Origin of the sequence: Paracoccus sp. MC1854 (assembly GCF_014164635.1) — a bacterium.
Classification (GTDB): domain Bacteria; phylum Pseudomonadota; class Alphaproteobacteria; order Rhodobacterales; family Rhodobacteraceae; genus Paracoccus.
On the sequence record NZ_JACJFU010000007.1, the window covers coordinates 137,641 to 152,675 of the forward strand.

The window sequence follows — 15,035 nt, forward strand, 5'->3', positions numbered from 1 at the left end:
GGGTCTTGCCTAGCGTTCCTTGACGTAAGGCTCGCCCCCCGCGCGGGGCGGCGTGGCGCGGCCGATGAAGCCCGCGAGGATGATGACGGTCAGCAGGTAGGGCAGGGCGCTCATGACCATCGAGGGAATGGTGACGGGGCCGAGGTCGATCTCGGGATAGCGGTTGGCGACCGCCTCCATCAGCCCGAAGAGGAAGGTTGCCCCCAGCGCCCGCCAAGGCAGCCAGTTGGCGAAGATCAGCGCGGCCAGCGCGATATAGCCGCGGCCCGCCGTCATCTCCTTGACGAAGCCCGCCGAGAGGCCGGTGGCGAGGTAAGCCCCCGCCAGCCCCGTCAGCACCCCGCAGATCGCCACCGCCGCCCAGCGCAGGCGCGGCACCGACACGCCCGCCGTATCGACCGAGGCCGGGTTTTCCCCCACCGCCCGCAGCCGCAGCCCGAAGCGGGTACGGTAAAGCAGCCACCAGGTCCCCGGCACGAGCAGCGCCGCGACATAGACCAGCGCCGTGTGGCCCGACACGACCTCGGCGTAGAAGGGGCCGAGGACGGGGATGCCCCGCAGCGCCTCGGCCCCCGGCAGGGTGATGCTGCCGAAACGCGCCGCGCCCTCCAGCGAGGGCGTGCGGCCGCCCAAGCCGAACCAGCTTTGCCCCAGCAGCACCGTCAGGCCGGAGGCGAGGAAGTTGATCGCTACCCCCGAGATCAACTGGTTGCCACGAAAGGTGATCGCCGCCAGTCCGTGGATCAGCGACATCCCCACGGCCGCCAGAACCCCCGCCAACAGCCCCAGCCAGACGCTGCCCGTGATCGCCGCCGTGGCCGCCGCCGAGAAGGCCGCCATCAGCATCTTGCCTTCCAGCCCGATGTCGAAGACGCCCGCGCGTTCGGAATAAAGCCCGGCGAGGCAGGCCAGCAGCAGCGGCGTCATCAGCCTGACCGCGCTGTCGAGGATCTGCAGGACCGTCGCGTAATCCATCAGCGCGCGCCGAACAGACGGTTGAGGGGCATCCTGACCATGTTGTCCAGCGCCCCCGTGAACAGGATCACCAGCGCCTGGATCACCACGATCAGCTCGCGCGGGATCGAGGTCCAGAGCGCCAGTTCCGCGCCGCCTTGGTAGAGGAACCCGAACAGCAGCGCGGCCAGCACGATGCCGACCGGGTGGTTGCGCCCCATCAGCGCCACGGCGATGCCGATGAAGCCCGCGCCCTCGGCGCTGTTCAGAAGCAGCCGCCCGGCCTCGCCCATGACGTTGTTGATGGCCATCATCCCGGCCAGCCCGCCCGAGATCATCATGGCGATGACGATGATCCGCGTGGGCCGGATGCCCGCATAGCGCGCGGCGCGTTCGGACCGGCCGAAGGCGCGTATCTCGTAGCCCAGCGGCGTGCGCCAGATCAGCAGCCAGACCAGCAGGCAGGCGGCAAGGGCGATGAGGAAGCTGATGTTGGCCGGCGTGGACTTGCCCCACTCGATCCCCATCGCCGCCGCCATGTCGGTCAGGCGCGGCAGTTGCGTGCCCTCGGGGAAGCGCGCCGAGGCCGGGTCCATGCTGCCCACGGGGCGCAGCACGTTGACCAGCAGCCAGTTCAGCAGCGCGGCGGCGAGGAAGTTGAACATGATCGTCGTGATGACGATGTGGCTGCCGCGTTTCGCCTGCAGGATCGCCGGGACGAAGGCCCACATCGCCCCGAACAGCGCCGCCCCCACCATCGCGGCGGACAGGGCCACGCCCCAATGCGGCCAGGGCAGCGACAGCGCCACCAGAGCGACGCCAAGCCCGCCAAGGCTCGCCTGCCCCTCGGCCCCGATGTTGAACAGCCCCGCGTGGGCGGCCACTGCCACCGCGAGCCCAGTGAAGATGAAGTTCGTCGCGTAATAAAGCGTGTAGCCCCAGCCGTAGGACGACCCGAGCGCGCCCGTGACCATCACCTTCAGCGCCTCGACCGGGTTCTGGCCGATGGCCAGGATCACCAGCGCCGAGATCGCGAAGGCGAGGGCCAGCGAGATCAGCGGCACCAGCACGAGGTCGGCCCAGCGGGGCAGGCGGGTCATCAGATCATCCCCTTGGTGGGCTCGGGTTCAGGGACATCAGGAACACCCGGCTGGCCTGTCTCGGGCGGAATGCCTGATGGTGAGGCGCCCGCCATCAGCAGCCCCAGTTCGGCGGCCGAGGTCTCATCCGGCAGCCGCTCGCCCATGATGCGGCCATCGAACATGACGGCGATGCGGTCGCTGAGCGCCATGATCTCGTCCAGTTCCACCGAGACCAGCAGGATCGCGGCGCCGGCGTCGCGCAGTTCGATCAGGCGGCGGTGGATGAACTCGATGGCGCCGATGTCCACGCCCCGCGTCGGTTGGCCCACCAGCAGCAGAATCGGGCGGCTCTCGATTTCACGTGCGACCACGATCTTCTGCTGGTTGCCGCCGGAAAAATTGCGGGCGGGCAGGTCGGGGTCGCGGGGGCGGACGTCGAAACGCTCCATCTTGGCGGCGGCTTTGCTGCGGATGGCGACGTTGTCCATCAGCGCCCCGCCCTCGCGGTGGTGGCCGAGGACCGTGTTCTCCCAGGCCGAGAACTCCATCACCAGCCCCTCGGCCTGCCGGTCCTCGGGGATGTTGCCGATGCCCGCCTGCCTGCGCGCCCGCGCGTCGGTGCCGTCGAGCGGCAGGAGACGGCCCGCCAGCCGGGCCTGGCCGGTGACCTGCGCACCCGCCTCGGGATAGCCCCCAAGAATGTCCAGAAGCTGCGTCTGCCCATTGCCGCTGACGCCCGCGATCCCGAGGATCTCGCCCGCCCGCACCGTCAGGTCGATGCCGCGCAGCCGCTCCACCCCCGCCCGGTCCATCATCCGCAGCCCGCTGAGTTCCAGCACCGGCGCGCCCGGCGCGGCAGGTGCCTTGTCCACCCGCAGCAGCACCTTGCGGCCGACCATCAACTCGGCCAGCTGCTCGGGCGAGGTCTGCCGCGTCGAAACTGTCGCCACCATCTCGCCGCGCCGCATGACGCTGGTGTTGTCGGTGATCTCCATGATCTCGCGCAGCTTGTGGGTGATCAGGATCACCGTCTTGCCACGATCCCGCAGGCCCTTGAGGATGCGGAACAGGTGGTCCGCCTCGGCCGGGGTCAGCACGCCTGTCGGTTCGTCGAGGATCAGGATGTCGGCCTGCCGGTACAGCGCCTTGAGGATTTCCACCCGCTGCTGGTGGCCGACCGACAGGGTTTCCACCACCGCATCGGGGTTCACGTCCAACTGATACTCCGCCGCCAGCCGCCGCAGTTCCTTGCGCGCCCGCGTCACCGAAGGCGCCAGCAGCGCCCCGTCCTCGGCCCCGAGGATGACGTTCTCGACCACCGTGAAGTTGGGCACCAGCTTGAAATGCTGGAAGACCATGCCGATCCCCGCCCGGATCGCCGACTGGCTGTCGGTGATCCCGGCGTCGCGCCCGCCGACCATGATCTGCCCCGCGTCCGGCCGGTAGAAGCCGTAAAGGATCGACATCAGCGTGGACTTGCCCGCGCCGTTTTCCCCCACGATGCCGTGGATCGTGCCCGAAGGCACGACCAGGCTGATGTCGCGGTTGGCCTGCACCGGCCCGAAGGCCTTGGAGATCCCGCGCAGCTCGATCGCGGGCGGCGCGGGGGCCGGGGTGACCATGCGCCGTCAGTCCGCCGGGCAGGCGTTGTCGGTCATGTAGTCATGCGGCACGATTTCCCCGGCGATGATCTTGGCCTTGGCCTCCTCGACGGCGGCGGTCATCTCGGGCATGATGAGGGGCGCGTTGTTTTCATCCATCGCCAGACCCACGCCGTCGGCCTTGAGGTCCATCAGCTTGACGCCCGGCTCGACCGCCTCGCCCGCCGTGAACGCCTCGTAGACCGAATTGTCCACGCGCTTGACCATCGAGGTCAGCACCTTGCCCGGATGCAGGTGGTTCTGGTTGGAATCGACGCCGATGGACAGGATGCCCTCGTCCGCCGCGGCCTGCAGGACCCCGATGCCGGTGCCGCCCGCCGCCGCATAGATCACGTCCGCGCCCTGCGCCTTCTGCGCGCGGGCGAGTTCCCCGCCCTTCACCGGGTCGTTCCAGGCCGCCGGGGTCGTGCCGGTGAAGTTGGTGATGACCGTCCCGTCCGGCCGCACGGACTTGAAGCCCTCGGCGTAGCCGCAGCGGAACTTGTGGATCAGCGGGATGTCCATGCCGCCGATGAAGCCCACGATGCCGGTCTGCGACGCCATCCCCGCCAGAATCCCCGCGAGATAGGACCCCTCGGGTTCGGCATAGACGTTGGACTGGACGTTCGGCTGGTCCACCACCGTGTCGATGATGACGAAGCGGGTGTCGGGATAGTCGGGGGCAACCTTGTTCAGCACCTCGCCAAAGGCGAAGCCCGTGGTCACGATGGGGTTCAACCCGGATTCGGCCAAGCGGCGCAGGGCCTGCTCGCGCTGGGCCTCGGACTGCATTTCCAGTTCCTTGTAGCTGCCCCCGGTTTCCTCCTTCCAGCGGGTCGCGCCGATATGGGCGGCCTCGTTGAAGGACTTGTCGAACTTGCCGCCGAGGTCGAAGACCAGCGCGGGCTCGGCCCAGGCGGCGGCGGTAGACAGCGCCAGCGCGGCGCTCGCCAGGCGAAGGGTCAGGGTCATGGCGGCTTTCTCCCGTTGGGTCTGGCGGGATTACAGGAAAAGCCCCGTGCGGCGTCAATCGGAAACGCCGCGGATGGCGCAGCGTCCGTTGGACAGGCGGCGGCGTTGCTGCTAACCGGCGGGGCAGACCAGACGAGAGGCCGCCATGAACGCTCCCACTGTTGCCCCCGTGACCGGACGCAGGCACTGGACCGCGGCCGAGGCGCGGGCCGTCATCGACCAGCCCTTCATGGACCTGCTGTTCCAGGCCCAGACGGTGCATCGCCAGCACTTCGACCCCAACCGAATCCAGTTGTCGCGGCTGCTGTCGATCAAGACCGGCGGTTGCCCCGAAGATTGCGGCTACTGCAGCCAGTCCGCGCGGCACGGCTCGGACCTGTCGGCCTCCAAGCTGATCGAGGTCCAGCGCGTGATTGCCGAGGCCGCGAAGGCCAAGGCGGCGGGCGCCACGCGCTATTGCATGGGCGCCGCCTGGCGCAGCCCCAAGGAACGCGACATGGCGCAGGTCGTGGCCATGGTCGAGGGCGTCAAGGCGCTGGGGATGGAGACCTGCATGACGCTGGGGATGCTGGACGCCGGACAGGCGCGGCGGCTGAAGGACGCGGGGCTGGATTACTACAACCACAACGTGGACACGTCCGAGTCGCATTACGCCAACGTGGTGACGACCCGGACCTATGCCGACCGGCTGGAGACGCTGGCGGTGGTGCGCGACAGCGGCATCAAGGTGTGTTCCGGCGGCATCATCGGCCTTGGCGAAGGCCAAGGGGACCGCGTCGAGATGCTGGTGACGCTGGCGAACCTGCCCGAGCCGCCGGAGTCGGTGCCGATCAACCTGCTGATCGCCATTCCCGGCACGCCGCTGGAGAACGCGGCCCCCGTCGATCCCATCGCCTTCATCCGCACGATTGCGCTGGCGCGGATCATGATGCCCCAAAGCCATGTGCGGCTGTCGGCGGGCAGGACCGAGATGTCGGACGAGATGCAGGCGCTGTGCTTCTTCGCGGGCGCGAACTCGATCTTCATGGGCGACACGCTGCTGACGGCGGCGAACCCCGGCGACGACCATGACATGAAGCTGCTGGCCAAGCTGGGGATGCAGCCGATGGTCGCGTGGGAACACGCGCCCGAGGACGTGGCCGCGCCCGCACCGGGCGAGATGCCGGTGCCGATCCTGCGGTGAGCATTTCTCCCGACGACCGGCTCGCGCCCTTCCGCGCGGATCTCGACGCCATCGCGGCGGGCGGGCGGACGCGTCGGCTGATCGGCCGCGCGGGGGTGGATTTCGCGTCGAACGACTACATCGGCCTTGCGGGCTCGCTGCGGCTGGCCAATGCCGTGCGCCGCGCACTGGAGGAAGGCGTGCCGGTCGGCGCTGCCGGTTCCCGCCTGCTGCGGGGCAATACCGAGTGGCACGAGGGCTTCGAGGACACCGCCGCGCGCTTCTTCGGGGCCGAGTCCGCGCTGATGCTGGGCGGCGGCTATCAGGCCAACGTGGCGGTGCTGGCGACCCTGCCCCAGCGTGGCGACCTGCTGCTGATGGACGGGCTGTCCCATGCCTCGACCCGCGAAGGCGCGCGGCTGACCCGCGCCGAGGTTGCCGAGTTCCGCCACAACGACGCCGGCCACGCGGCCGAGGTGATCGCGGGCTGGCGCGCGAAGGGGGGCAAGGGCGCGGTCTGGATCTGCGTCGAAAGCCTTTACAGCATGGACGGCGACCGCGCGCCGCTGGACGCCCTCGCGCCGTTGGCCGACCGCGAGGGCTTCCTTGTGGTGGACGAGGCCCACGCCACCGGCGTCTGGGGGCCTGACGGACGCGGGCTGTCCCATGCGCTGGAAGGCCGCGAGAACGTCGTGACCCTGCACACGCTGGGCAAGGCGCTGGGCGGCTCGGGCGCGGTGCTGACCCTGCCGCGGGTCTTGCGGGACGTCATCGTGAACCGCGGGCGGCCCTTCATTTTCGCCACGGCTCCCTCGCCGCTGATGGCCGTGGCGGCGACCGAGGCGCTGGCGATCCTGCGTGACGAGCCCGAGCGGCGCGCGGCGCTGCAGGGCCTGATCGACCTGTTCACGGCGGAACTGGCGCGGCGGCTGTCGCATCTGCCGCCCTCGGGCAGCCAGATCGTGCCGCTGATCGTGGGGGCCGAGGAGCCGACGATGCGCCTCGCCGCCCGTTTGCAATCCGAGGGGCTGGACGTGCGCGGCATCCGCCCGCCAACCGTGCCCCCCGGCACCTGCCGCTTGCGGGTGTCACTGACGCTGAATGCCCGACCTGCCGATATCACCCGGCTGGCCGAGGTGCTGGAGGACGCATGGCCCGCTTCGTGATCACCGGCACGGGGACCGACATCGGCAAGACCGTCTTCGCCGCCGGGCTGACCGGACTGATCGGCGCGGATTACTGGAAGCCCGTGCAGACCGGTGTCACGGGGCATGGTCCCGCGCCAAAGGGCAGCGACGCCGCCTTCGTTCATGGGATGACCGGCGCGCGCATCCACGGCAGCCTCGCGATCCTGCCCGTGCCGCTGTCGCCCCACCGCGCGGCGGAACTGGCGGGCGTGACCCTGGAGCCGGACACCTGGACACTCCCCGACGCCGACCCGCTGGTGATCGAGGGAGCAGGGGGCGTGCTGGTGCCGATCACCCGGCAGCTTCTGTCGGCCGACCTCTTCGCCCGCTGGGGTATCCCCGTTGTGCTGGTGGCGACCACGGGACTGGGGACGATCAGCCACAGCGTCACCGCCGTCGAATCCCTGTGCGCGCGGGGCGTGCCCCTGCACGGGATCGCCTTTGTCGGCGACGACAACCCCGACAACATCGCCACCATCGCCGACCTGACCGGCGCGCGGGTGCTGGGGCGGCTGCCGCGCCTTGATCCGCTGACGCCCGACGCCTTGCGCGCCGCGATGCAGGCCGCCTTCGACCCGCAGGATTTCGCATGACCGACTCGCCCGTCTGGCGCCCCTTCACCCAGCACGCGACCGAGCCCGAGCCTCCGGTCGTGCGGCGCACCCATGGGGCGATCATCGAGACCGACCACGGCCTCCTGATCGACGCGATCTCAAGCTGGTGGGTCATTACCCACGGCCACAGCCATCCGCCCATCATGCAGGCGATCCGCGAAGCCTCGGAAACGCTGGATCAGGTGATCTTCGCCGGGCTGACCCATGAACCCGCCGAATCCCTTGCCCGCGAACTGGTGGCACTGGCGCCGAAGGGACTCACACGCGTCTTCTACTCCGACAGCGGCTCGACCAGCGTCGAGGTCGCGCTGAAGATGGCGCTGGGCTTCTGGCGCAATACCGGCCGCCCGCGCCACCGCATTGCCGTTCTGCAGGACGGCTATCACGGCGACACCATCGGCACCATGAGCGTGGGCGAGCGCGGCGTTTTCAACGCGGCCTACGAGCCGCTGATGTTCGCCGTGGACAGGCTGCCCTTCCCGGAAGGAGACGGCGCGGAAACCCTTTCCGCCTTCGAGGCGATGGCTGCGGGTGGCGACATGGCCGCCATCATCCTTGAACCGTTGGTGCTGGGCGCGGGCGGGATGCGGATGTATGACCCGCAGGTGCTGGACGGCATCCGCCGCATCTGCGACCGCCACGGCGTGCTGATGATCGCCGACGAGGTGATGACCGGCTGGGGCCGCACCGGCCGGACCTGGGCCTGCGATCACGCGGGGGTCTCGCCGGACATCCTCTGCACGTCCAAGGGCCTGACCGGCGGCGCGATTCCGCTGGCGGCCACGCTGGCGACCGAGGACATCTTTCAGGCCCACTGGTCCGAGGACCGCAGCCGCACATTTTTCCATTCCTCCAGCTACACGGCCAACCCCCTCGCCTGCGCGGCGGGGCTGGCGAACGCCCGCATCTGGGCGGCAGACGGGATGCAGGCGCAACTCGACGCGGTCGCTGCCATGCAGGCCGAGCGGCTGCAGGCAATCGCCCGTGGCAGCCCCTTCACCAACGCCCGCCAGACCGGCACCATCGCCGCCATCGACCTGAGGGTGGATGCGGCGGGCTATCTCGCCGCGGTGGGGCCGCGGTTGCGGGCCCATGCGCTGGATCGCGGTGTGCTGCTGCGGCCCTTGGGGAACACGGTCTATGTCATGCCGCCCTATTGCATCACGGCGGATCAGCTTGATCAGGTCTGGCAGGCCATCGCGGATTTCGCCGGCTGAAACCGCCTGCTGATGCGCGATTGTGACAGGGGCGCCACCTTGCAACCCTGTGATCCCGCGCATGCTTTCCGGCTGCCGGACCCCCGCTTATAGTGGCCGGACCCGGAAAGCGCCGGAACAGGCCGCCCGACGAACAGACTCCAACAACGGTTGATGCGATGACAAGACTGACCGCCCTTGCCCTGACCACCGCCATGCTGGCTGGCTGCGTGGCCGTCCCGCCGCCCGCGCCGGTCGTCATCGACCCGGCCCCGGTGGCCGTCCCGACCGTCACCGGCGTCGCCGGTCTGCAATCGCGCGAACCCGACGGCTGCAAGGCGGGAACCTACCGCAGCGCCATCGGTCAGCCCGGCGCGGCGATCCCGACGCTCGGCATCACGCGGGAATATCGCATCGTTGAATACCGCGGGATCGAGCCGCAGGAGTATGATCCGCTGCGGCTGGTGTTCCGCCTGGACTCCGCCGGCAACATCCAGGCCGTCGATTGCGGCTGACCGAAAAGGAAACGACGATGCGCGCGCTTGCCCTTCTTCCCCTGCTGGCGCTGGCCGCCTGCGTCCAGCCGATCCTCGTTCCGGTCGAGGAACCCGACACCGACCAGTGCAACGCCTCGGCGCTGCAAGGCCTGATCGGCCAGCCCGCCACCGTGCTGCGCGACATGATGCTGAAGGCCGGCACCCGGGTCATCAACCCCGGCGACGCGGTCACGATGGATTTCCGCCCCGACCGCATGAACATCGAGATCGGCGCCTCGGGCCGGATCGAGAAGGTCGCCTGCTACTGAGGCGACCCTGACCGGCAGGCAAGGCGCGGGCGGTCCCGGACGGGGCCGCCCGTTTCCATGCGAGGGCTTTGCGGGCCGACGCGGCGGCGACCCGCATTTTGCCCGTTGATCGCATTCCGGCGCGGTGTCACGCTGGGGGCATGACGGTCCATCCCCTGCCTCCGCCCGGCCCCGCGCCCGATGTCGTTTCCTTCGACCGGCAGGAACTGGGGGTGATCCTGTCGCTTTACGGCCGGATGGTCGCGGCCGGGGAATGGCGCGACTACGGCCTGTCCTTTCTGCGCGAGATGGCGGTGTTCTCCGTCTTCCGCCGCGCGGCCGAGAACCCGCTTTACCGCATCGAGAAGCGGCCGAAGCTGAGGAATGCGCAGGGGATGTATTCGGTCGTGGCCATGGACGGCCAGATCCTGCGCCGCGGCCATGACCTGGCCACCGTTCTGCGCGTCCTGGAACGCAAGCTGATCCGTCCGGTCTGACCCGCGCAAGGGAACCGCGTCCCCTTGCCGCGGTTTGGGGCAGGAAGGCGGCCAGCCCGCTCAACCGGATGGAGATCAAGCGATGAGATGGACCCATGTGCAGGCGAACTGGTCTGCCTTCTACGAGGCCATTCTTGAGAAATGGGAGGATGCCGAGGAATCGATGCTGGACGAGATCGACGGCGACCAGCGCGCCTTTGTCCGCTACATCGCCGAGATCACCCAGCAGGAGCCCGAGGAAGCCCGCGACGAGATCAAGCAATGGCTTGCCGGGGAAATCCCTTCGGACATCGTGATGGACCCGCTGCACGACAATCACTCGATCGCGTTGTCGGGTAAGTATGTGGGCGAGGGCGAGGACGAATACTCGGACGATGCCCGCTTCGGGGATGACGACGATTATCCCGACGACGGCGACAACGAAAGCCGCTGAGGCTCAGTCGTCCGCCCGTTCCGACCACCACAGGTCCGGCAGGAACCCCGGCCAGTCGCCGTATTCGGTGGGCCGCGCCGGATAGCGCAGCCACGAGGCATGGGCGATGCGGCTGACCGGCGAATAGCTGACCGGGATCACATAGCGGCCCGTGGTCAGCAGCCGGTCGAGCGCGCGGATGGCGGCGACATGCCTGGCCTCGGTTTCCGCGTTCACCGCCTCGGCGATCATCGCATCCACCGCGGGTGACCTGACCCCCATCCAGTTGCGCGAACCCTGCTGGTCGGCGCTGGCCGATCCCCAGTAAAGCGCCTGCTCGTTGCCCGGCGACAGCGACAGCCCGCGTTCATACCAGCTCATGTCGAAGGCGAAGCGGTTGGTGCGTTCCACATACTGGGCGCTGTCCAGCACCGTAACGCGCGGTTCGATCCCCAGCGGCCGCAGGGCCTCGGTGTAGATGTCGACGATCTGCTGGACCTCGGACCCGGCGCGCATGGCGCTGCCCGACTGGTTCAGCACGATTTCAGGCGCGAAGACCAGCCCCTCGGCGTTCCTCAGAACCCCGTCGCGCACGGTCCAGCCCGCCTCGGCCAGCAGCCGCATCGCCTCGCGCAGCGACGCGCGGTCCAGCATCCGGTCGGAACCGGGCGGCAGGGCATAGCCCTGGAAGGTGCCGGGCGGCACCTCGGCCGCAAAGGGGGCCAGCAGCGCAGCCTCGCGCCCCTCGGGCGGGCCGGGGCGCATGGCAAGGTCGGAATTGGCGAAATAGCTGGTGATCCGGGGATCGGTGCCGCCGGTCAGGGTCTGGTTGATGAAGCGGTAGTTGAAGGCCAGGATCATCGCCTCGCGCACCCGCCAGTCGGAAAACAGGGGCGAGCGGGTGTTCATCGCCAGCCCCATGATGCCGGATGGCCTGCGGTGCGGGATCTCGGACTTGACGACCCGGCCGCTGGTCATGGCCGGGAAGTTGTATTCCGTCGCCCATTTGACCGGGCTGAATTCGCGCCAGACATCGACCGCCCCGGCCTTGAAAGCCTGAAACATGGCGCTGCTGTCGGCGAAATAATCGTAGCGGATGGTGTCGAAGTTGTGCATCCCCCGCGTCAGGGGCAGGTCGCGCCCCCAGTAGTCGGGGTTGCGGCGGAAGCTGATGGACCGGCCCGGATCGACCCGGTCCACGACGTAAGGCCCCGACCCCACCGGCACCTCCAGCGACGAGGCGGCGAAATCCCGGCCGTCCCACTGGGCCTTCTTCAGCACCGGGCGCAGTCCCATCAGCAGCGGAAGCTCTCGGTCCTGTTCCGAGAACTCGATCCTGAGCGAGCGTTCCCCCGTCCGGCTGATCGAGGCGACCTTGGCCCAAGCCCCGGCATAGCGCGGATGCCCCTCGGTCCCCAAGGTCTGGAAGGACCAGATCACATCCTCGACCGTGACCGGCGAGCCGTCGGAAAACCGGGCCTCGGGACGCAACGTAAAGGCGACCCAAGAGCGGTCCTGATTCGTTTCAACGGTCTCGCACAAAAGACAATACAGCGTGAAAGGCTCGTCCAGGGACCGCAGCATCAGCGGTTCCGCGACATGCACGCCGACCGCCCAGGCCGGGTTGCCTTTCAGAACCCAGGGCTTGAGAGAATCGAAATTTCCGGGTTCGGCGAAACGAATCATTCCGCCTTTCGGGGCGGCGGCGTTGGCGTAGGGCATCTGCCGCAGGTCCGGCGGCTGCGCCGGTTCTCCAAACATTGCAAGGGCATGGGAGGGTTCGGCAGCACTTGCCAGCGGCATCGCTGCAACAGTCGCCAGCCCCAGCAAGATGCCGCGCATTCGGCGCCCGGTCGCGAAATCTTTAACAAACTTGAGGATTCGCATGGTCGCCTGTCCCGCTCTGCACGGCTTGGTTGCCGGTTCTCAGCCGGACACTACCTCTGCCTTAACCTCCCGGCAAACGAAGGCCTTGGCCTCGCGAGGTCTTGGGCGTATATCGAACTCACTGCTCGATAGGTTTCTTGCCTGTATGAAACCTGCCTCAGACTTGGCGCCCGCTTCGTGCGGGCGCCTTTTTTGTCTGGATGCAGTCTTTGCGCAAGTGAAAAACAACCTTGGGATGTTTGCGCTCAGCGGTGCCGGCGGCGTCGTCCGGTCGGCCCGTCCAGCAGCCGCAGCGTGCCTTCCAGCACCGCGCCATAGACCAGATGCGCGACCAGGCCCCGCGCATGGGCCTGTCATGGATATTCCGCGGGCCGCGCGCCAAGGCCGCTGGCAGTGTTCATCCCCTCGTCATGGAGGGCGAACATCCCCAGCCCGAACAGCGTCCCGCCCCCCGCGGTCAGCGAAGGGGCGCGGTTCCGCAGGGCCGCATAGGCCAGCGCTGGCACCATGCCGATGGCAAGATGGACGGCGACCCCGGCGGGATGCTGGTTGTCCCGGCCCTGCGGCTTGATGTCGGTGCCCAGCGCGCGGGCCGCCTTGCGGGCGATCAGGTGGCCGGGGTCCAGCCCCTCGGGGCGGACGCTGCGGGTCCGCTGGCGGGTCTCGGGGCTGAGGTTGTTCCACATGAACCAGTCCAGCCGGTCCAGCGCCACCGTGGCCGCGACCGCCGCCACCGTCCCCTTCAGCAGCGCGCGGCCGAGGTCGTCGTCGTTCCTGTTGCCGTGATGCGCCATGATCGTCGTCCTCCATCGGATCGGCCGGGAATCGAACGGACGGCGAACGCCCCGGTTCCGGCAGGCGGCGCGAGACGTTCCGGCAGGGGGCTGGCGGATGCGCTTTCCTGCGCTAAGGTCGCGGCGCAACGCGAATGAAGGGTGCAGGACATGGCGGACAGGATTCTGGCGGGCAAGGCGGCGGTCGTCACCGGATCGAACAGCGGCATCGGGCTGGGCGTGGCCGAGGCGCTGGCGGCGGCGGGCGCCGACGTGGTCATCAACAGCTTCACCGACACCCCCGAGGATCACGCGCTGGCAAAGCGGCTTTCGGCCGAGCATGGCGTGACCGTCCGCTACATCCAGGCCGACATGAGCAAGGCCGAGGACTGCCGCCGGCTGGTGGAAAGCGCGGGCCGCTGCGACATCCTGGTGAACAACGCGGGCATCCAGCACGTCGCCCCGATCCCCGAGTTCCCGGCGGAAAAATGGGACGCGATCATCGCCATCAACCTGTCCAGCGCCTTCCACACCACCGCCGCGGCGCTGCCGATGATGCGGGCTGCGGGCTGGGGGCGGGTGGTCAACATCGCCTCGGCCCATGGCCTGACAGCCTCGCCCTTCAAGTCGGCCTATGTGGCGGCCAAGCACGGGGTCGTCGGGCTGACCAAGGTGACGGCGCTGGAAACCGCGACCGATCCGATCACCTGCAACGCCATCTGCCCCGGCTACGTGCTGACGCCCATCATCGAGGCGCAGATCCCCGACCAGATGAAGACCCACAACATGGGCCGCGAGGAGGTCATCGCCAAGGTGATGCTCGCCCGCCAGCCCTCGGGCGAGTTCGCCACGGTCGAGCAGATCGGCGGCACCACGGTGTTCCTGTGTTCCGAGACGGCGACGCAGGTCACCGGCACGACGATCTCCGTGGACGGGGGCTGGACGGCGCTCTAGGCGCCGTCCCCTGCCACCTCGGCCAGCAGGAAGCGGCGGAAGGCGCGGATCGCGGGGCGGTTGCGCCGCGCGGGCGGGTGGACCAGCCAATAGGCCTTGCCGTCCGTCGCGGTCAGCGCAAAGGGCTGCACCAGCGCCCCGGCGGCAAGTTCAAAGCGGAAGAAGCGCGGCGTCAGCATCGCCACGCCATTGCCCGCCATCGCCAGCCGCGCCTCGTGGATCTGGGTGCCCAGCGTCAGCGAGGGGCGGGGCGGGTCGTCGCAGGACAGCCGCACCCCGGCCGCCGCCAGCCAGATCCCCCATGAGGGATCGTCGCGGGCGATCCAGGGCAGGGGCACAATTTGCTCGGGGGCAGTCAGCGGCCCGTGCCGCGCGATCAGGGCGGGCGACAGCATCGGCGTGAAATCGACGGTGAACAGCTTCTGCGCTGCCAGCCCCGGCCAGTCGCCCGCGCCGAAGCGGATCGCCACGTCGATATCCTCGCGGGCGAAATCGACAAGGTGGTCCGAGGCTTCCATCCGCACGGACAGATGCGGGTTCTCGGACTGGAAGTGCCCCAGCCGCTGCGACAGCCAGTTCCCGGCCAGCGTCTGCAACGTGGAAATCGACAGCGAGTCCGCCTCGGCCTGCGGCGCATAGGTCGCGCGCAGCAGGTCGAAGGCTTCGCGCGTCGGTCCCGCAAGGCGCGCGCCCAGCGCGGTCAACTCGACGCCCTTCGGCTTGCGCAGGAACAGGGGACCGCCCAGCCGCTCCTCCAGCAGCCTGATCTGGTAGCTGACGCCCGCCTGCGTCATGCCCAGTTCGCGCGCGGCGGCGGTGAAGGACATCTGCCGGGCGACCGAATCGAAGACGCGCAGCGCCGTCAGCGGAGGCAGGTTTTCCATCAGCCGGGCTTATGCCCCCATGCCGAGCCATGATTGG

The 15,035-nt window shown here is 68.9% G+C and carries 16 protein-coding genes; 9 read left to right on the plus strand and 7 right to left on the minus strand.

Features of this window, described 5'->3' with window-relative positions:
• Positions 1–9: 9 nt before the first annotated feature.
• Genes H5395_RS08360 through H5395_RS08375 form a run of 4 tightly spaced genes read right to left on the minus strand, consistent with a single transcriptional unit; the run spans position 10 to position 4,648 of the window.
• Entirely contained in the window at positions 10–975 is a 966-nt protein-coding gene (locus H5395_RS08360) for an ABC transporter permease (RefSeq protein WP_182792109.1), read from the minus strand.
• Positions 975–2,054 carry an ABC transporter permease gene (locus tag H5395_RS08365; protein WP_182792110.1) on the minus strand — a complete coding sequence of 360 codons (1,080 nt, stop codon included), beginning with the start codon at positions 2,052–2,054 and terminating at the stop codon, positions 975–977. The genes H5395_RS08360 and H5395_RS08365 overlap by 1 nt, the downstream gene beginning before the upstream one ends.
• Positions 2,054–3,658 (minus strand): ABC transporter ATP-binding protein, encoded by a 1,605-nt coding sequence (locus H5395_RS08370; protein WP_182792111.1) that lies wholly within the window; start codon positions 3,656–3,658, stop codon positions 2,054–2,056. Before H5395_RS08370 ends, H5395_RS08365 begins: the two co-directional genes overlap by 1 nt.
• A gap of 6 nt (positions 3,659–3,664) precedes the next feature.
• Positions 3,665–4,648, minus strand: coding sequence for a BMP family protein (locus H5395_RS08375; RefSeq protein WP_182792112.1), 984 nt, complete (start codon positions 4,646–4,648; stop codon positions 3,665–3,667).
• A 145-nt stretch (positions 4,649–4,793) separates the two neighbouring features.
• On the opposite strand from H5395_RS08375, the gene bioB reads away from it, so the two are divergent.
• The 8 genes from bioB to H5395_RS08415 all read left to right on the plus strand — a co-directional run bounded on the left by bioB (position 4,794) and on the right by H5395_RS08415 (position 10,521).
• Positions 4,794–5,831, plus strand: a complete 1,038-nt coding sequence (gene bioB, locus H5395_RS08380; protein ID WP_182792113.1) for a biotin synthase BioB — start codon at positions 4,794–4,796, stop codon at positions 5,829–5,831.
• On the plus strand, positions 5,828–6,976 hold the full coding sequence (locus H5395_RS08385) for an 8-amino-7-oxononanoate synthase (protein WP_370576415.1): 1,149 nt from the start codon (positions 5,828–5,830) through the stop codon (positions 6,974–6,976). The genes bioB and H5395_RS08385 overlap by 4 nt, the downstream gene beginning before the upstream one ends.
• A complete protein-coding gene (bioD, locus tag H5395_RS08390) occupies positions 6,961–7,590 on the plus strand; it encodes a dethiobiotin synthase (RefSeq protein WP_182792114.1) in 630 nt (209 codons plus the stop codon). The genes H5395_RS08385 and bioD overlap by 16 nt, the downstream gene beginning before the upstream one ends.
• Positions 7,587–8,828 carry an adenosylmethionine--8-amino-7-oxononanoate transaminase gene (locus tag H5395_RS08395; RefSeq protein ID WP_182792115.1) on the plus strand — a complete coding sequence of 414 codons (1,242 nt, stop codon included), beginning with the start codon at positions 7,587–7,589 and terminating at the stop codon, positions 8,826–8,828. The genes bioD and H5395_RS08395 overlap by 4 nt, the downstream gene beginning before the upstream one ends.
• Before the next feature lie 158 nt (positions 8,829–8,986).
• Entirely contained in the window at positions 8,987–9,322 is a 336-nt protein-coding gene (locus tag H5395_RS08400; RefSeq protein WP_234450728.1) for a hypothetical protein, read from the plus strand.
• Positions 9,323–9,339: 17 nt separating this feature from the next.
• Complete coding sequence (locus tag H5395_RS08405; protein ID WP_182792116.1) at positions 9,340–9,612, plus strand: I78 family peptidase inhibitor; 273 nt, start codon at positions 9,340–9,342, stop codon at positions 9,610–9,612.
• A 140-nt stretch (positions 9,613–9,752) separates the two neighbouring features.
• The gene (locus H5395_RS08410) at positions 9,753–10,088 is read left to right on the plus strand and encodes a DUF2794 domain-containing protein (RefSeq protein WP_182792117.1); all 336 of its coding nucleotides are present in this window, start codon (positions 9,753–9,755) and stop codon (positions 10,086–10,088) included.
• 82 nt (positions 10,089–10,170) lie between these two features.
• Positions 10,171–10,521: a hypothetical protein gene (locus H5395_RS08415; RefSeq protein ID WP_182792118.1), complete on the plus strand. Its 351-nt coding sequence runs from the start codon at positions 10,171–10,173 to the stop codon at positions 10,519–10,521.
• Positions 10,522–10,524: 3 nt separating this feature from the next.
• On the opposite strand, the gene H5395_RS08420 is transcribed toward H5395_RS08415, so the two are convergent.
• Positions 10,525–12,387 (minus strand): extracellular solute-binding protein, encoded by a 1,863-nt coding sequence (locus H5395_RS08420; RefSeq protein ID WP_182792119.1) that lies wholly within the window; start codon positions 12,385–12,387, stop codon positions 10,525–10,527.
• A gap of 353 nt (positions 12,388–12,740) precedes the next feature.
• Complete coding sequence (locus tag H5395_RS08425; protein WP_182792120.1) at positions 12,741–13,181, minus strand: DUF1440 domain-containing protein; 441 nt, start codon at positions 13,179–13,181, stop codon at positions 12,741–12,743.
• Between the two features lie 150 nt (positions 13,182–13,331).
• On the opposite strand from H5395_RS08425, the gene H5395_RS08430 reads away from it, so the two are divergent.
• Entirely contained in the window at positions 13,332–14,114 is a 783-nt protein-coding gene (locus tag H5395_RS08430; protein WP_182792121.1) for a 3-hydroxybutyrate dehydrogenase, read from the plus strand.
• On the opposite strand, the gene H5395_RS08435 is transcribed toward H5395_RS08430, so the two are convergent.
• Positions 14,111–14,998, minus strand: coding sequence for a LysR substrate-binding domain-containing protein (locus H5395_RS08435; RefSeq protein ID WP_182792122.1), 888 nt, complete (start codon positions 14,996–14,998; stop codon positions 14,111–14,113). The genes H5395_RS08430 and H5395_RS08435 overlap by 4 nt on opposite strands.
• Positions 14,999–15,035: the final 37 nt, after the last annotated feature.

Coding starts and splice junctions, on each gene's coding strand:
- H5395_RS08360 (WP_182792109.1), bottom strand. CDS start 975: ATGGATTACGCGACGGTCCTGCAGATCCTCGACAGCGCGGTCAGGCTG.
- H5395_RS08365 (WP_182792110.1), bottom strand. CDS start 2,054: ATGACCCGCCTGCCCCGCTGGGCCGACCTCGTGCTGGTGCCGCTGATC.
- H5395_RS08370 (WP_182792111.1), bottom strand. CDS start 3,658: ATGGTCACCCCGGCCCCCGCGCCGCCCGCGATCGAGCTGCGCGGGATC.
- H5395_RS08375 (WP_182792112.1), bottom strand. CDS start 4,648: ATGACCCTGACCCTTCGCCTGGCGAGCGCCGCGCTGGCGCTGTCTACC.
- bioB (WP_182792113.1), top strand. CDS start 4,794: ATGAACGCTCCCACTGTTGCCCCCGTGACCGGACGCAGGCACTGGACC.
- bioD (WP_182792114.1), top strand. CDS start 6,961: ATGGCCCGCTTCGTGATCACCGGCACGGGGACCGACATCGGCAAGACC.
- H5395_RS08395 (WP_182792115.1), top strand. CDS start 7,587: ATGACCGACTCGCCCGTCTGGCGCCCCTTCACCCAGCACGCGACCGAG.
- H5395_RS08400 (WP_234450728.1), top strand. CDS start 8,987: ATGACAAGACTGACCGCCCTTGCCCTGACCACCGCCATGCTGGCTGGC.
- H5395_RS08405 (WP_182792116.1), top strand. CDS start 9,340: ATGCGCGCGCTTGCCCTTCTTCCCCTGCTGGCGCTGGCCGCCTGCGTC.
- H5395_RS08410 (WP_182792117.1), top strand. CDS start 9,753: ATGACGGTCCATCCCCTGCCTCCGCCCGGCCCCGCGCCCGATGTCGTT.
- H5395_RS08415 (WP_182792118.1), top strand. CDS start 10,171: ATGAGATGGACCCATGTGCAGGCGAACTGGTCTGCCTTCTACGAGGCC.
- H5395_RS08420 (WP_182792119.1), bottom strand. CDS start 12,387: ATGCGAATCCTCAAGTTTGTTAAAGATTTCGCGACCGGGCGCCGAATG.
- H5395_RS08425 (WP_182792120.1), bottom strand. CDS start 13,181: ATGGCGCATCACGGCAACAGGAACGACGACGACCTCGGCCGCGCGCTG.
- H5395_RS08430 (WP_182792121.1), top strand. CDS start 13,332: ATGGCGGACAGGATTCTGGCGGGCAAGGCGGCGGTCGTCACCGGATCG.
- H5395_RS08435 (WP_182792122.1), bottom strand. CDS start 14,998: ATGGAAAACCTGCCTCCGCTGACGGCGCTGCGCGTCTTCGATTCGGTC.